We start from the raw sequence: 15,300 nt of genomic DNA on the forward strand, positions 1-15,300 counted from the left end.
GGCCGTCGTGCCCGCGGCCTCGTGAGCACGCCGGCGACGTCGACGCCGGGCCCGCGACGGCTGGCCGCGGTGTTGCGGGCGGCGACCGGCCTCGCCTTTCGGGCGGCGCCCCGGCAACTCGCGGCGCTGACCCTGCTGACCGCCCTGGGCGCGGTGTTGCCCATCGCCGCCGCGTGGACCGTGCGGGCGGTCCTGGACCGGCTCGCCGCGGGCGGCGGAATCGATGCGGTCCTGGCGCCGGCCGCGCTGCTCGCCGCGACCGGAGTGGCCGCCGCCGCCGTGCCGCACCTGGCCCAGTACATCCAGGCCCAGACGCAACGCGCGACCGCGCTGCGCGCCCAGGACCGCCTCTACCGGGCCGTCGACGACCTGACCGGCCTGAGCAGGTTCGAGGACCCGCGCTTTCTCGACCGGTTGCGGCTGGCCCAGCAGGCCGGCGGCATGACGCCGACGCAGGCGGTCAACAGCACGTTGGGGGTGCTGGGCGGTGCGCTCACCATCGGCGGCTTCCTCGGCTCGCTCGTGGTGCTGAGCCCGCTGTTGGCGACCGCCGTGCTCCTGGCCGGAGTCCCGGTACTGCTCGGCGAGTTGGCGATGAGCCGCCGTCGGGCCGCGATGCTCTGGGAGATCGGGCCGGCGGAGCGCCGCGAGATGTTCTACTTCCAACTGTTGACCAACCTGCAGGCGGCCAAGGAGATCCGGCTGTTCGGCATCGGCGGCTTCCTGCGCGGGCGCATGCTCGCCGAACGCCGCCGGGCCGACGCGGCGAAACAGGCGGTGGACCGCCGGGAGTTGGCGATCCAACTCGGCCTCGGCGTGCTCGCCTCGGTGGTGGCCGGGCTGGGCCTGCTGTGGGCGGTTCGGGAGGCGGGACGGGGCGGCATCAGCATCGGTGGCGTCGCGCTGCTCGTGGCCGCGCTGCCCGCCGTACAGACGGCACTTGCCGCGCTGGCCAACGACATCGCCGGCGGGCATCAGGCGCTCCTGCTCTTCGACCACTACGTCGTGGTCCGGGAGACGAAGGACGACCTGCCGGTGTGCTCCCGCCCGGAGCCGGTGCCCACGCTCGGGCACGGCATCGAGCTGCACGACGTGTGGTTTCGCTACGGACCGACCCATCCCTGGGTGCTGCGCGGGGTGAACCTCAGCATCCCCGCCGGGAGTTCCGTGGGATTGGTCGGACTCAACGGCGCGGGCAAGACGACGCTCATCAAGCTCCTGTGCCGGCTGTACGACCCGGACCGGGGCCGGGTGTCGTGGGACGGGATCGACCTGCGGGAGTTCCACCCGGCCGAGTTGCGCCGGCGGATCGGGGCCACCTTCCAGGACTACATGGAGTACGACCTCACCGCCGGCGAGAACATCGCACTCGGCGACCTGGACCGGCTGACCGAACCGGACGCCGTCGAGCGGGCCGCGCGCCTGGCCGGCATGCACGACGCGATATTGCGCCTGCCCGACGGCTACCGCACCATGCTCAGCCGGATCTTCTTCTCCGAGGAGGACCGGGACGACCCGGGCACCGGCGTGGTGCTCTCCGGTGGACAGTGGCAACGCATCGCCCTGGCCCGGTCGTTGCTGCGCGCCGACGCCGACCTGCTGATCCTGGACGAACCCAGCTCCGGGCTCGACGCCGAGGCCGAGCAGGAGATTCATCTGCGGCTGCGCGAACACCGCGCGGGCCGGACGAGCCTGTTGATCTCGCACCGGCTCGGTGCACTGCGCGACGCGGACCTGCTGGTGGTGCTCGAAGACGGCCGGATCGGCGAACAGGGCACGCACGACGAGCTGATGCGGGCCGGCGGGGCCTACGCCCGGTTGTTCACGATGCAGGCCGGCGGTTATCGGCGCGGATCCGACGACATCCCCGACTCGCTCGTCTCCTGAGGAGGTACTCCCGTGTGGCTGCCGCGCGGCAGGCTGGTGCCGGTGTTGGTCGTGGTGTTCGGGGCCGCCCTGGCGGCCCGGCGCCGGCTGATCGTGATCACCGTCGCCGGTGCCAGCATGGAACCGACGTACCGCAGCGGCGACCGGGTGTTGGTGCGCCGGCCGGGCCGGCGCGGGCACGCCGACCCGGCCGCCGGGCGGGTGGTGGTCGCCGAGTGGCGACCACCCTCCGGTGACCCGCCGGGGGAGCCGGGCCCGACGCGCGCGACGTCCGGCCGACCGGCCGTTGGTGCGCTGCCGCAGGCCCGGGGCCGGATGATCAAGCGGGTCGTGGCCGGCCCCGGCGACCCGGTTCCGCGGGGCCTGGGTCCCGCGCTCGCCGCCGAGGCCGGCCGGCCGGTACCGCCACACCGGTTCGTCCTGTTGGGCGACAACGCGGCACACAGTCACGATTCCCGCCGGCTCGGCTATCTCGAACGCGCCGACATCCTCGGCGTGGTCGTGCGCAGACTCCACACCCGCCGCTGAGCGGCCGCCGGCTCAGCGGTGTCGGAACGACGGCGGGCGCTTCTCGGTGAACGCCGCCATGCCCTCCTTCTGGTCCGCCGTCGCGAAGGTGGCGTGGAACAGCCGCCGTTCGAAGCGCACGCCCTCGGCCAGGGTGGTCTCGAAGGCGCGGTTGACGCTCTCCTTGGCCATCATCGCGATCGGCGTGGACATGCCCGCGATGGTCGCGGCGGTGGCCAGGGCCTCGGTGAGCAGGTCGGCCGCGGGCACGATGCGCGAGACCAGGCCGGCGCGTTCGGCCTCGTCCGCGTTCATCGTGCGTCCGGTCAGACACAGGTCCATCGCCTTGGCCTTGCCGATCGCGCGGGTCAGTCGTTGCGAGCCGCCGATGCCGGGGATGACGCCGAGCTTGATCTCGGGCTGGCCGAAGACGGCGGTGTCGGCGGCGAGCAGGATGTCGCACAACATCGCCAGTTCGCACCCGCCGCCCAGCGCGTAGCCGGAGACCGCCGCGATGGTGGGCTTGCGGACGTCGCCGAGTCGGTCCCACGCGGAGAACCAGTCGGAGAGGTAGACGTCGAGATAGTCGTTGGGTTGCATCTCCTTGATGTCGGCGCCCGCGGCGAACGCCTTCGCGGACCCGGTGATCACCAGCGCGCCGACGTCGGGGTCGCGGTCGAGGGTGGTCGCGGCGTCGACCACTTCGGCCATCACCCGCAGGTTGAGGGCGTTGAGTGCCTTGGGACGGTTGAGCGTGATCAGCGCCGTGCGCTCGTGCCGCTCGACCAGGATCGTCTCGTACTCGGTCATGCGGGGTCGTTCCCTTCGGCGGTGGCGGTGGCGGTGGCGCCGGTCTGCTCCCGGATGGCGTGGACGACGGCGGAGAAGTCGCGGTCGGCGCCGCCGTTCTCGGCGAAGGCCGCGTATATCTCGGCGGCGTGCAGGCCCAGTTCGGCCGCCACGCCGCCGGCACGGATCGCGTTGGCGGCCAGCCGCAGGTCCTTGGCCATCAGCGCGCCGGCGAACCCGGGCCGGTAGTCGTGGTTGGCCGGACTCGCCGGAACCGGCCCGGGTACCGGGCAGTTCGTGGTCAGTGCCCAGCACTGCCCGGAGGCGGCCGAGGCGACGTCGAACAGCGCCTGGTGCGAGAGTCCGAGGTGCTCGCCCAGGACGAACGCCTCGCTCACCGCGATCATCGTGGCGCCCAGGATCATGTTGTTGCAGATCTTCGCGGCCTGTCCGGCGCCGGGCGGCCCGCAGTGCACGACCCGCCGGCCCATCGCGGTCAGCAGCGGCTCGATCGCGGCGAAGTCCGCGTCGTCGGCGCCGACCATGAAGGTGAGCGTGCCGGCGACCGCGCCGACCACACCACCGGAGACCGGCGCGTCCAGGGCGCGGCGACCGGATTCGCGCACCGCGGCGTGCGCGGCGTGCGCGTCGGCGACGTCGATCGTGGAACAGTCGACGAACACCGCGTCGGCCGGCGCGGCGGCCGGCAGCGCGTTCGGGCCCCGGTAACAGTCCAGGACGTGGGTGCCGCTGGGCAACATGGTGATCACCACGTCCGCGTCGGCGACCGCCGCCGCGGGTGACGCGGCGATCCGCACACCGTGGTTCCGGGCCGGCTCCAGGGCCTGCGGGGCCAGGTCGAAGCCGGTGACGATGTGTCCGGCGGCGACCAGGTTGGCGGCCATCGGGCCGCCCATGTTGCCCAGTCCGACGAAGGCGACGCGGGTGGTCATCGGCCGGCCTCCGCGGTCGTGAATTCCGGGCCCGAGGCGCCCTCGGCCGGTGCGCGGAAGAATCGGGCCACGTCCTCGGGCTGCACGGCGTCGAGCGTCGGGGGCGACCAGCGCGGGGCGCGATCCTTGTCGATCACCTGGGCGCGGATGCCCTCGGCGAGGTCGGGCGTTCGCAGCGCCGCGCTCGACACCCGGTACTCCTGCGCCAACACGGCCTCCAGCGAACCGAGTTCGCGGGCCCGGCGCAGGCTCGCCAGGGTCACCTTGAGCGCGGTGGGCGACTTGGCGCGGATCTGCTCGGCGGCCTGCCCGGCCGCCGGATCCCCGCTGTGGTCCAGGCGATCGAGGATCTCCTCGACACTGTCGCCCGCGTAGCACGCGTCGATCCAGGCGCGCCGCTCGGCGAGTTCGCCGGTGGGGGCCGGTTCGGCGAAGCGCGCGAGGACGTCGGCCGGTTCGCCGGTGGCCAGCGCGTCGAGCATCGCGTCCAGCCGATGCGAGGGCACGAAGTGGTCGGCGAGGCCGCAGGTGATGGCGTCGCCGGGGCCGATGGCGGAGCCGGTCAGCGCCAGGTGGGTGCCCGACTCGCCCGGGGCGCGGGCGAGCAGGTGGGTGCCGCCGACGTCGGGGACGAATCCGATGCCGGTCTCGGGCATGGCGACGGTCGAGCGTTCGGTGACGATGCGCAGGCCGCCGTGCGCGGAGATGCCGACCCCGCCGCCCATCACGATGCCGTCCATGACGGCGACGTAGGTCTTGGGGTAGCGGGCGATGCGGGCGTTGAGCCGGTACTCGTCGCGCCAGAAGTCCAGACTCGCGGTGCCGCCGGAGACGGCGTCGGCGTGGATGGCGCGGATGTCGCCGCCCGCGCACAGCCCGCGCTCGCCCGCGCCGGTGATCGCCACCAGCCGTACGTCGTCGTCGTGTTCCCACGCGGTCAGCGCGGCGTCGATCCGCGACACCATGTCGTGGGTGAGCGCGTTCAGCGCCCTGGGCCGGTTCAGCACGATCCGGCCCAGTGCCGCCTGCCGGTGGGTCAGTACCGGATCCTGGTCCGTGGTCGGGGTCATCGGGCCGCTCCGATCAGTCCGCGCGCGACGATCACGCGCATGATCTCGTTGGTTCCTTCGAGAATGCGGTGCACCCGCAGATCGCGAACGATCTTCTCGATGCCGTAGTCGGCGAGGTAGCCGTATCCGCCGTGCAGTTGCAGTGCCCGGTCGGCCACCGAGAAGGCGGTGTCGGTGGCGAACCGCTTGGCCATCGCGCACAGTTGCGAGGCCCTGGGGTCGCCCTCGTCGAGCGAGGAGGCAGCGTGCCACACCAGCGTGCGGGCGGCCTCCAGTTCGGTGGCCATGTCCGCGAGTTGGAAGCGCAGGGCCTGCGCGTCGATGAGCGCCGAGCCGAACGCCTCGCGGTCGGTGAGATGGCGCACGGCGGCATCCAGCGCGGCTTGCGCGCCACCCAACGAGCAGGCGGCGATGCCGATCCGGCCGCCGTCGAGGGCGCCCATCGCGATCTTGAACCCGTCGCCCTCGGCGCCGAGCCGGTGGCCTGCGGGCACCCGCACGCCGTCCAGGATCACCTGGCGGGTGGGCTGGGCGTGCCAGCCCATCTTGCGTTCGTTGGGCCCGAAGGACAGCCCGTCGGCGTCGCCCTGCACGACGAACGCGGAGATGCCGTCGGCGCCGTCGGCGCCGGTGCGCGCCATCACCAGGTACACCGCGGCGGAGCCGGCGCCGGAGATGAACTGCTTGACGCCGTGCAGGAGATAGTCGTCGCCGTCGCGGGTGGCGCGGGTGCGCAGCGCGGCGGCGTCGGAGCCGGCTCCCGGCTCGGTCAGGCAGTAGCCGGCCAGATCTCGCATCGAGCACAGCCCCGGGAGCCAGCGGGCGCGCTGCTCCGGCGTACCGTGCCGGTCGATGGTCGCGGCGACCATGTTGTGGATCGAGTAGTAGGCGGCGATGGTCGGGCAACCGCCCGCCAGCGCCTCGTGGATCAGCGCGGAGTCGAGCCGATCGAGCCCCGAACCGCCCGCGTCCTCGCGGACGGTGATGCCGCCGAGGCCGAGGTCGGCGCCCTTGCGCAGGACGTCGACGGGGAAGTGGCTGGTGCGATCCCATTCGATCGCGTTCGGGGCGAGGTGTTCGCGGGCGAAGTCCCGGGTGGTTTCGACGATCGCGAGCTGGTCGTCGGTGAGCGTGGTCACCGGGTCAGTCCATCGTGGGGATGTCGAAGTTCGCGCTCTCGCGCGCGGTCGAGGGCCAGCGCGAGGTGATCGTCTTGGTCCGGGTGTAGAAGCGGATCGAGTCGGGCCCGTGCTGGTTGAGGTCGCCGAATCCGGATCGTTTCCAGCCACCGAAGGTGTGATAGGCCACCGGCACCGGGATGGGCACGTTGACGCCGACCATGCCGGTGTTCACCCGGCGGCCGAAGTCGCGGGCGGTGTCGCCGTCCCGGGTGAAGATGGCCACGCCGTTGCCGTACTCGTGCTCGCTCGGCAGCCGCAGCGCGTCCTCGTAGGAGGCCGCGCGGACCACGGACAACACCGGGCCGAAGATCTCCTCGCGGTACACCCGCATCGAGGTCGTCACGTGGTCGAACAGCGACGCGCCGACGAAGTAGCCGTCCTCGTGGCCGGGTACGCGCACGTCGCGGCCGTCCACGAGCAGCTTGGCGCCCTCGGCGACGCCGATGTCCAGGTAGCCGTGCACCCGATCGAGCGCGTCCCGGCCGACCAGCGGGCCGAAGTCGGCGTCCGGGTCGTGCGAGGGGCCCACGCGCAGCGTGGCGATCCGGGCGACGAGCTTTTCCACCAGCGCGTCGGCGGTCTCCGCGCCGACCGGAACCGCCACGGAGATGGCCATGCAGCGTTCCCCGGCGGAGCCGTAGCCGGCACCGATCAGCGCCTCGACGACCTGGTCGAGGTCCGCGTCCGGCATCACGATCAGGTGGTTCTTGGCGCCGCCGAAGCACTGGGCGCGCTTGCCGTTCGCGGTGGCGGAGGTGTAGACGTACTCGGCGATCGCGGTCGAGCCGACGAAGCCCAGGGCCTGTACGCGCGGGTCGGTCAGGAGTGTGTCGACGCTCTCCTTGCCGCCGTGGACCACGTTCAGCACGCCGGGCGGCAGGCCCGCCTCGACGAAGAGTTCGGCCAGGCGCAGTGGCACCGAGGGGTCGCGCTCCGAGGGCTTGAGCACGAACGCGTTGCCGCAGGCGATGGCCGGCGCGATCTTCCACAGCGGGATCATCGCCGGGAAGTTGAACGGGGTGATGCCGGCGACCACGCCGAGGGGTTGGCGCATCGAGTGCACATCGATGCCGGAGCCCGCGTTGTCGGTGAACTCGCCCTTGAGCAGGTGCGGGATGCCGGTGGCGAACTCCACGACCTCCAGGCCGCGTTGCAGGTCGCCGTGGGCGTCGGCGATGGTCTTGCCGTGCTCGGCCGACAGCAGCCGGGCCAGCGACTCGCGTTCGGGTTCGACCAGTTGCAGGAAGCGGGCCAGGACTCGGGCGCGCCGCTGCGGGTTCCAGGCGGCCCACGCGGGTTGGGCCTGCTCGGCGTCGGCGATGGCGGCCAGGGTGTCGGCGCGATCCGCGAGCGGAACGCGTGCCTGTACTCGACCGGTGTTGGGGTCGTACACGTCGCCGAACGCGCCGGATGCGCCGGGGACGTGCTTGCCGCCGATGAAATGGGAAAGTTCGCGGACCATGAACGACCTGTCTCTCGTCGGGTGCGATCCGGAGGTCGGGGCACGACCCGGGTGTGCAACGTCGGCGCGGGTGCGCGTGGTTGCCCGGTGCGGGTCGACGTCGAAGTGGTCAGGAAAACCTGGTGGGTTCGACGTTCGCAGGATCATCCGGGGCGAGGGCGCGGACCGGTGTCATGCGTGTTTGCTCCATCCTCGTGGACAACACGGATATACCCGCGGCCGGTATCCTGACTTCCGGATCGACGCACGATGCCCGCCTTCCCGGCCTTCGCCAGTGGCTTGGTGCTGCGGCAGCGCACTCCCCGGTCACAGTGGCGGGACCATGCCGGATTCACACCGACTTCCCTGCACCGCGGACCTTGTAGTTGAAGACGATATAGTCGGACGTCCTAGTAAGTCCAGTGCCGGCCGTGCCCCGACGGCCGGCGTTCGAGGGCGAGTCCGGTGACGAGTTCCGAGGTGACCCGGATCCACACCTGATCCTCGCCGAGGCCGTCGAGGTCGGGCAGCAGACGATCCAGGTGGGCGACGACGTGCGGATCGCCGACCCGGGAGGCGTGTCCGGTCACGGTGCCCGTCCAGCCGGTGCGGGTGGCCCGGTCGACGTGGTCGGCCTGGAACGCGACCACCGCGTCGTGCGCGGCCTTCGCGAGCGAGGAGTCGAGCGGGGCCCGGAACACCACACACTCGCGATCGACGGCGAACGCCACCAGGTGCACGGCCGGCAGCGCGCCCTCGCTCACCACGACGCGTCCCAGTCGGGCGTCGGCCATCAACCGCAACGCCTCATGGCGACCGAGGGGACGTTTCAGCACGGCGTCTTCGCTCATTTCCAACCCTTTGGCCCGCCCCCGACCGGGGGCCGGTCCGGCCGCTTCCCCGGGCGATGGGTGCGGCGGCCGGGCCGACCTCGGCTGCGCACGAAGCAGGTACGGCCGGGCTCGACCGCGCTCTCCGTGCGGGCCGACCCGGTGGGTCGGCCGCACCCCCGACTCTGCTCCCGGTCCGTGCGGTCGAGCAGGGCCGTTGGGCCCGGTCGGGTTCGGCGAAGGTCCTCGGCCGGCGGGGGATCGGGGAGCAGCGGTCCCCGCGGGACGTCGAGGTCGCAGGGCGTGCGCTTCGGGGGAGTGCGCCCTGCCGGTGCTTCCGTGCTCCGTCCGATGCGCGCGTCGGCGGCCGAGCGGCCGGGCACGGATGCACACGCGACACCGGGCGCCCCGCCCGCCGCCCCAGGGCCCACCCACTTGATCCACCCGTCCGGCCGCCGTGCGGCTGCCGGACGCCTGCCAGGAATACGAGGAAACGATGACCGACCTCGAATCGCCGCGCGTGCGCTGCAGCGCGGCCCCCGGCGGCCGCCCCGGCCGCCGGCCGAAGCGTGGACACGGCGTTCCCGCGGGGGATTTACGCACGCCCGCGACCTACGACCCCGAATACCGGATCTGGATGGTCGCCCACCTGGCCCGCCTACTGGACCGAGGCCCCGACCCGGTACTGCTGAGCCTGGGCCGCGGCACCGGGCCGGTCGAAGCCGAACTGGCGCGCGCCGGACACCGAGTGCTCGCCGTGGACGTGCCACCGGAGGCCGTCGACCCGGCCCGCCGCCAAGGCGTCGACGTCGTGCGTGCGGACGTCCCGGACCGGACGTTGCCGAGCGGTGCCCGGATCGTCGTCTACGCCGACGGCCTCGGCTGCCGGCCGAACCACCCGACCCGGGGCCTGCGTTCGATCCTGGAACGGGTCCGCGCCTGGTCGCCGGCCGGCACCGGCGGCCTGGTGGTGGCCGACGACCCGCCCCGGGCCGGCCGGGCCCTCGGGAAGGTCCCCGGCCTGTCCTGGCTCGCCGCCCTCGCGCTGGCCGACGAAGCCGAACTGGCCGGCTTCCGGGACGTGACCGCCGCCACGATCGGCTACCTGCACCCCCGGACCGGCCCGCGCGAGCGCGCGATCGTCACGGCCCACCACTGAACACCGCCCGGCGCGCACCATCGACACCGCAACACCGGCCCGGGGCTACCGCGACAGCGCCGCCCGATAGGGCCGGAAGAACGCGCGCAGCTCCTCCGCGTACAGCTCGGGCTCCTCGAACGCCGCGAAGTGCCCGCCGCGCGGGGGCTCGGTCACTCGCACGACGTTCGTCATGCGCTCCAGCCAGGCCCGCGGCGGGCGCACGACGTCACCGGCGAAGAGCGAGAATCCGGAGGGTACTTCCACCCGCCGGGCGTGCTGCGCGAGCGGGATCGCGGCGTTCGCCCGGTACATGCGCATCGACGAGCCGATCGTCTCGGTGAACCAGTACAGGGAGAGGTTCGTGAGGATCTCGTCCTTGGTGAAGGACCGCTCCACCTCGCCGGCGCAGTCGCTCCACCCCCGGAGCTTCTCGACGATCCACGCGGCGAGCCCGGCCGGCGAGTCGTTGAGTCCGACGGCGGCGGTCTGCGGCTTGGTGCGGTGCATCGCGGCGTAGGCGCCCTCGGTGCCGCCCCAGGCGATCGCCTCGTCGAGCCAGGCGCGTTCCTCGGGCGCCAGGTCCGCCGGGTCGCCGGTGAACACGGGCAGGCCCGCGTCCGTACGGTGGACGGCCACGACCCGGTCGGGGTGGTCGAGCGCGAGGTAGCGGCTCACGTGGCTGCCCAGGTCGCCGCCGGCCGCGCCGAAGCGCGGATAGCCCAGGATGTCCATGAGTTCGGCCCACAGGCCGGCGACGGCGATCGTGTCGAGTGCCGCGCCGGTGGGGCGGTCGGAGTATCCGAAGCCCGGCATGTCCGGCACCACCACGTCGAACGCGTCGGCGGGGTCGGCGCCGTGCGCGCCGGGATCGGTGAGGAGCGGGATCACCTTCGTGTAGCGCCAGAACGAGTCCGGCCAGCCGTGGCCGAGCACCAACGGCAACACCGGCCCGGTCGGCGCGACCGCCCGGGCGTGCACGAAGTGGGTCCGAAGACCGCCGAGCGGCACCCGGAAGCGGGGCAACCGGGCGAGTGCCGCCTCCTGCGCGGGCCAGTCGAAGCCGTCCGCCCAGTAGGCGAGGAGCTCGCGCAGGTAGTCGAGATCGGTCCCGAGCGCCCACCCGGCCTCCTCGGGCGTATCCGGCAGGCGCGTCGCGCGCAACCGCGACCGCAGGTCCTCCGACGCCGCGGGCGCGGTCTGCGAGACGAAAGGCTCGGGGCGAGGCAGGGCATCCGACATGGAACGCATGCTAACCGGGCCCGGAGCGTGAACACGCCCACCGGTGGCGCAACATCGGCCGCGCCGCCGGTGGGCCGGGTATGTCTGGGGGCCCACGCTCTCGAACGAAACGGACCCCACGTGCGCATCCGACTGTCGCGTCCGCCCCGGATCCCGAAACAACGTCCGCGCCGCACCGGGCCGGCCCGGCGCCGGGCCCGACTCGCCGCGGTGACGGCGGCGACGCTGCTGAGCCTGACGGCCGCCGCCCCGGCGCCGGGCACCTCGATCCCGACGCGATCGCCCGCTTTCGCCGACGTCGCGCAACCGGCGCCGCCCTTCGCCGAGACCCTGACCCCCGAACTGGTCGCCCTGATGCAGCGACTGCGCGTCCCCGGCGCGATCGTCTCCATCCGCACCCCCGAATGGGGCACCTGGACCACGACCCTGGGCACCGGCAACCTGGCCGACGGGACCCCCATCCGCACCGCGGACCACATGCGGGTCGGCAGTATCACGAAGACCTTCACCGGGACGATCATCCTGCAACTCGTCCAGGCGGGACGGTTGTCCCTGGAGGACCCGGTGGCCGCCTTCCGGCCGGACGTACCCGACGGGCAACACATCACCATCCGGCAACTGCTGCAAATGACCAGCGGTCTGTACAACTACAGCGAGGATCCCGGCTTCAACCGCACGCTCGACGAGCACCCGCAAACCGTGTGGACCCCGGAGGAACTGCTGGCGATCGCGTTCGCGCATCCCGCGTACTTCCCGCCCGGGGGCGGGTTCCACTACTCCAACACCAACACGATCCTGCTCGGACTGATCGCCGAGCAGCTCACCGGGCAGCCGCTCGCCGAGCTGTTCCGCCAACGCGTGTTCGAGCCGCTCGGCATGTCCGAGAGCAGCCTGGCGAACGACTCCGGGCTGCCGCTCCCACACGCGCACGGCTACGAGTTCATCGGCAACGTGGCGAGCCTGACCGCGCCGGTGCTCACCGGCAAGGACGCGGCCTGGGCGGACTGGTCGGCCGGCAACCCCAAGGACGTCACCGACGCGAACCCCTCGTGGGCCTGGTCGGCCGGCGCCGCGGTATCCACCCTCGACGACCTGCTGCGCTGGGCCCCGGCCCTGGCCACCGGCACCCTGCTCGACGCGGAGCTGCAGCGCGAGCGGTTGACCTTCGTGCCCACCTCCGACCGACCCGGCGCGCCCGGCTACGGGCTCGCGATCGCGAACTTCGGCGGATTCCTGGGCCATGACGGCCAGTTGCCCGGCTACAACAGCTTCGTGGGGTACAACCCGCAGTCCTGCGCGACGGTCGTGGTCCTGGTCAACCTCAACCAGTCGCCGGACGGCAACGCGCCGGCCGACGAAATCACCAAACTCGTCTTCTCGAAGGTCTTCCCGGGCACGGCCACCTAGCCTCGCGCCCCCGGTGACTCGGGGGCGAAGGCGGAACCGGGTGCGGGCGCGCAGGCCCGCACCCGCGATCCGTGCGCGCGGAACCGCCCGGTTACCCGGGGTGGACGTCCAACGCGTGCTCACCCGTGCGGAGTTCGCCGTCCGCGCCGAGCAGCGCGGCGCGCGTGTCCGGTGCCGATGCCCGCCAGGTGGGGCGCAGCCCGAGCAGGAAGGCGTGTCGGTACGCGGAGGCGATCGCCGCCGCTCCCGCATCGTCCAGCACCTGCGTGTCCATCAGGTCGAACGTCACCGCGACGACGTCGTCGCTCAACGCGTTGATGCGCGCCACCAGGTCCTTGCGCAGGCGATGCGCGACGGACGCGTCCACGATCCTCGGTACCACCACCCGCGCACGGCCCTGCTCCACCAGACACTCACAGTCCCAGGTGTCGGTCACTGTCTCCCCCATCCCCATCCCACGTCGAAGAACACGCCCGCAGGGGCGGGCCGTTCCGCTTCATCGAGTCCACCGCACGCCGGGAGTCCGCGCACGGTCCGATACGCAAACGAGACAAAAACGAGGGAATCACCGGACCCGGCGACAGCCGGCCGCCCCGGCCCCGGCGCCTGCACCTCCGGTGGACGCCGAAGCGTAGCCGGAGGCGGATCACACCGCCATGCGAATCGGCCGGCAATTGTGCTGCGGGCATGTGAAATCGGCCTCGGTGCAGGCCCGTCGCCCGGTTGCCGCTCGACGCCGGTGTCACCCCGCGTGGTCCGCCGGCCACTCGTCGCCGCCCTCCCAGGCGACCCGGTCCCGGTCGGCCGGATCGAGGCCGAGCCGCGCGGCGAGGTCGGCCAGCTCCCGGCGGGTGTGCAGTTGTCGGTAGGTGCCGTCGGCGAGCATCACCAGCCGGTACGAATCACCCGGGCGATACGCCTCGACGACGAGGTCGAAGCGGCCGTGCGCCTTGTCGCTCATGCCTTCCACGGTCGCGCACCCCGGTTCGTTCGGCCACCGCCGCCGGCCCCGGGCGGCCGGCGCGGCTCCAGCGGACGCGTGATGCGATACCCGGTGCCATCCTGAGGAGAGTGCACCTCGGGCGACACCGGGACGTTCTCCGAGCGGTGGAGGTGTCGGGGATGGGTGGAGCGGGGCGAGTGGCGCGGCTGGTCTGTGGCCGGCGCAGCAAGTGGATCATTCTCGTGCTCTGGATCCTGGTACTGGCCGCGGCCGGGCCGGCCGCGAGCAAGTTGATGGACGCGGAGAAGAACGACGCCTCCGCGTGGTTGCCCGGCAACGCCGAGTCGACCAAGGTCGTCGACCAGTCGAAGGCGTTCCTGCCGCAAAACGTCACCGCCGTCGTGGTGTTCGCCCGCGACTCGGGCCTGACCCCGGCCGACGACGCGACGATCGCCGCCGACGCCGCGCGGATGCGCACCCTCGACGACCACGGGATCCTCGGCACCCAGGTGCAGGGTCCGGTTCCCGACCGGGCCGGCGACGCGCGCGCCGCGCTGATCCTGGTGCCGATCACCTTCGGCGAAAACGGCTGGAACAGCATCGCCAAGGCCGTCGACGACCTCCGCGCGATCGTGAACGCCAACCCGGACACCGGACTTGAAACGCACATCACCGGCCCCGCCGGTGTCGCCGCCGACAGCAGCGACGCGTTCCAGGGCATCGACGGGACGTTGCTGTTCGCGGCCCTGGGCGTGGTCGTGGTGATCCTGCTGTTCACCTACCGCAGCCCGACCCTGCTCGTGATCCCGGTGGTGTGCGTGGTCGGCGCGCTGGTCGCCGCGCAGGCGGTGGTCTACGTGCTGGCCCGGCACGCGTCCCTGGTGGTCAACGCGCAGAGCGCGGGCATCCTGACCGTCCTGGTCTTCGGCGCCGGCACCGACTACGCGCTGCTGCTGGTCGCCCGTTACCGGGAGGAGTTGCGCCGACACGAGGACCGGCACGAGGCGATGGCGCTCGCCCTGCACCGCGCCGGCCCCGCGGTGATCGCCAGTGCCTCGACGGTGATCGTTGGCATGCTTTGCCTGCTCGCCGCCGAGATGAACTCGACCAACGGTCTCGGGCCGGTCGCCGCGGTCGGTGTCGCGGTGGCTCTGTCGGCGATGCTGACCCTGTTCCCGGCGGTGCTGCTGATCGTCGGGCGGTGGATCTTCTGGCCGGCCATCCCGCACCTGGGTTCGCCCGAGCCGACGGAGACCGGCCGGTGGGCCCGGATCGGGCGACGCATCGCCCGCCGGCCGCGTGCCGTGTGGATCGGTACGTCGGCGATCCTGGCCGCACTGTCCCTGGGCCTGTTGGCGCTGAACGCCACCGGGCTCACCACCGCCGAGAGCTTCACCGACAAGCCCGACTCGGTGGTCGGCCAGGAGGTCCAGGCCCGCTACTTCCCGGCGGGGACCGGGCAGCCGCTCCAGGTGATCGCCGACACCGGTGCGATGGACGGCGTCCGCGCGTCGCTGGCGGGGGTCTCCGGCGTGGTGCCGAACAGTGTGCGGGTGCCGCCGGGCGTGCCGGCGGAGCGCGACGGGCGGTCGTACGTGGAGGCGACCCTGGTCGACGCCGCCGACAGCGGCGCGGCCCGCGACACCGTCGACGACGCCCGGGCCGCCGTGCACGCGGTGCCGCAGGCCGACGCCCTCGTGGGCGGCGGTACCGCGGCCCAACTCGACAGCAACCGGGCCTCGGCCCGGGACCAGCAGTTGCTGATCCCGGTGATCCTCGCGGTGGTGCTGGTGATCCTGGCGCTGCTGCTGCGTGCCCTGGTCGCACCGGTCGTGCTGATCGCCACCGTGGTGTTGTCCTATACCGCGGCGCTGGGCGTCAGCGCGCTGGCGTTCCGGCACCTGTTCGACTT

14 protein-coding genes and 1 riboswitch are annotated in these 15,300 nt (G+C 72.6%); of the genes, 5 read left to right on the plus strand and 9 right to left on the minus strand.

The window, feature by feature from the left end; all coding sequences use genetic code 11:
- Positions 1-21: 21 nt before the first annotated feature.
- Both ACFXMF_RS41505 and ACFXMF_RS41510 read left to right on the plus strand, forming a co-directional pair.
- Entirely contained in the window at positions 22-1,887 is a 1,866-nt protein-coding gene (locus tag ACFXMF_RS41505) for an ABC transporter ATP-binding protein (RefSeq protein ID WP_379991732.1), read from the plus strand.
- A gap of 12 nt (positions 1,888-1,899) precedes the next feature.
- Positions 1,900-2,415 (plus strand): S26 family signal peptidase, encoded by a 516-nt coding sequence (locus ACFXMF_RS41510; RefSeq protein WP_380021097.1) that lies wholly within the window; start codon positions 1,900-1,902, stop codon positions 2,413-2,415.
- 12 nt (positions 2,416-2,427) lie between these two features.
- Here the strand turns inward: ACFXMF_RS41510 and ACFXMF_RS41515 are convergent, their stop codons facing one another.
- The 6 genes from ACFXMF_RS41515 to ACFXMF_RS41540 form a co-directional block, all read right to left on the minus strand.
- Positions 2,428-3,204 (minus strand): enoyl-CoA hydratase, encoded by a 777-nt coding sequence (locus ACFXMF_RS41515; RefSeq protein WP_379987966.1) that lies wholly within the window; start codon positions 3,202-3,204, stop codon positions 2,428-2,430.
- Complete coding sequence (mmsB, locus tag ACFXMF_RS41520; protein ID WP_379987965.1) at positions 3,201-4,136, minus strand: 3-hydroxyisobutyrate dehydrogenase; 936 nt, start codon at positions 4,134-4,136, stop codon at positions 3,201-3,203. Before mmsB ends, ACFXMF_RS41515 begins: the two co-directional genes overlap by 4 nt.
- Entirely contained in the window at positions 4,133-5,206 is a 1,074-nt protein-coding gene (locus tag ACFXMF_RS41525) for an enoyl-CoA hydratase/isomerase family protein (protein WP_379987964.1), read from the minus strand. The genes mmsB and ACFXMF_RS41525 overlap by 4 nt, the downstream gene beginning before the upstream one ends.
- The gene (locus ACFXMF_RS41530; RefSeq protein ID WP_360321456.1) at positions 5,203-6,345 is read right to left on the minus strand and encodes an acyl-CoA dehydrogenase family protein; all 1,143 of its coding nucleotides are present in this window, start codon (positions 6,343-6,345) and stop codon (positions 5,203-5,205) included. Before ACFXMF_RS41530 ends, ACFXMF_RS41525 begins: the two co-directional genes overlap by 4 nt.
- 4 nt (positions 6,346-6,349) lie before the next feature.
- The gene (locus ACFXMF_RS41535; RefSeq protein ID WP_360321459.1) at positions 6,350-7,849 is read right to left on the minus strand and encodes a CoA-acylating methylmalonate-semialdehyde dehydrogenase; all 1,500 of its coding nucleotides are present in this window, start codon (positions 7,847-7,849) and stop codon (positions 6,350-6,352) included.
- Positions 7,850-8,048: 199 nt separating this feature from the next.
- Positions 8,049-8,219, minus strand: a riboswitch (cobalamin riboswitch).
- A gap of 19 nt (positions 8,220-8,238) precedes the next feature.
- Positions 8,239-8,679, minus strand: coding sequence for a pyridoxamine 5'-phosphate oxidase family protein (locus tag ACFXMF_RS41540; RefSeq protein WP_360321462.1), 441 nt, complete (start codon positions 8,677-8,679; stop codon positions 8,239-8,241).
- A 475-nt stretch (positions 8,680-9,154) separates the two neighbouring features.
- Here ACFXMF_RS41540 and ACFXMF_RS41545 point away from each other — a divergent pair, with 475 nt between their 5' ends.
- Entirely contained in the window at positions 9,155-9,817 is a 663-nt protein-coding gene (locus ACFXMF_RS41545) for a hypothetical protein (protein WP_379987963.1), read from the plus strand.
- A 45-nt stretch (positions 9,818-9,862) separates the two neighbouring features.
- Here the strand turns inward: ACFXMF_RS41545 and ACFXMF_RS41550 are convergent, their stop codons facing one another.
- Positions 9,863-11,038 (minus strand): epoxide hydrolase family protein, encoded by a 1,176-nt coding sequence (locus tag ACFXMF_RS41550; RefSeq protein ID WP_360321468.1) that lies wholly within the window; start codon positions 11,036-11,038, stop codon positions 9,863-9,865.
- Between the two features lie 120 nt (positions 11,039-11,158).
- Here ACFXMF_RS41550 and ACFXMF_RS41555 point away from each other — a divergent pair, with 120 nt between their 5' ends.
- On the plus strand, positions 11,159-12,445 hold the full coding sequence (locus tag ACFXMF_RS41555; RefSeq protein WP_379987962.1) for a serine hydrolase domain-containing protein: 1,287 nt from the start codon (positions 11,159-11,161) through the stop codon (positions 12,443-12,445).
- Positions 12,446-12,536: 91 nt separating this feature from the next.
- Here ACFXMF_RS41555 and ACFXMF_RS41560 read toward each other — a convergent pair whose 3' ends face one another.
- Together ACFXMF_RS41560 and ACFXMF_RS41565 are read right to left on the minus strand one after the other, a co-directional pair.
- The gene (locus ACFXMF_RS41560; protein ID WP_360321474.1) at positions 12,537-12,893 is read right to left on the minus strand and encodes a hypothetical protein; all 357 of its coding nucleotides are present in this window, start codon (positions 12,891-12,893) and stop codon (positions 12,537-12,539) included.
- A 294-nt stretch (positions 12,894-13,187) separates the two neighbouring features.
- Positions 13,188-13,406 (minus strand): hypothetical protein, encoded by a 219-nt coding sequence (locus tag ACFXMF_RS41565; RefSeq protein WP_379987961.1) that lies wholly within the window; start codon positions 13,404-13,406, stop codon positions 13,188-13,190.
- A gap of 161 nt (positions 13,407-13,567) precedes the next feature.
- Between ACFXMF_RS41565 and ACFXMF_RS41570 the strand changes: the two genes are divergently transcribed.
- The coding region (locus tag ACFXMF_RS41570) for an MMPL family transporter (protein ID WP_380021099.1) at positions 13,568-15,300 on the plus strand (1,733 nt) is incomplete at its 3' end.

This window comes from Embleya sp. NPDC059213 (assembly GCF_042754445.1).
Taxonomy (GTDB): Bacteria; Actinomycetota; Actinomycetes; order Streptomycetales; family Streptomycetaceae; genus Embleya.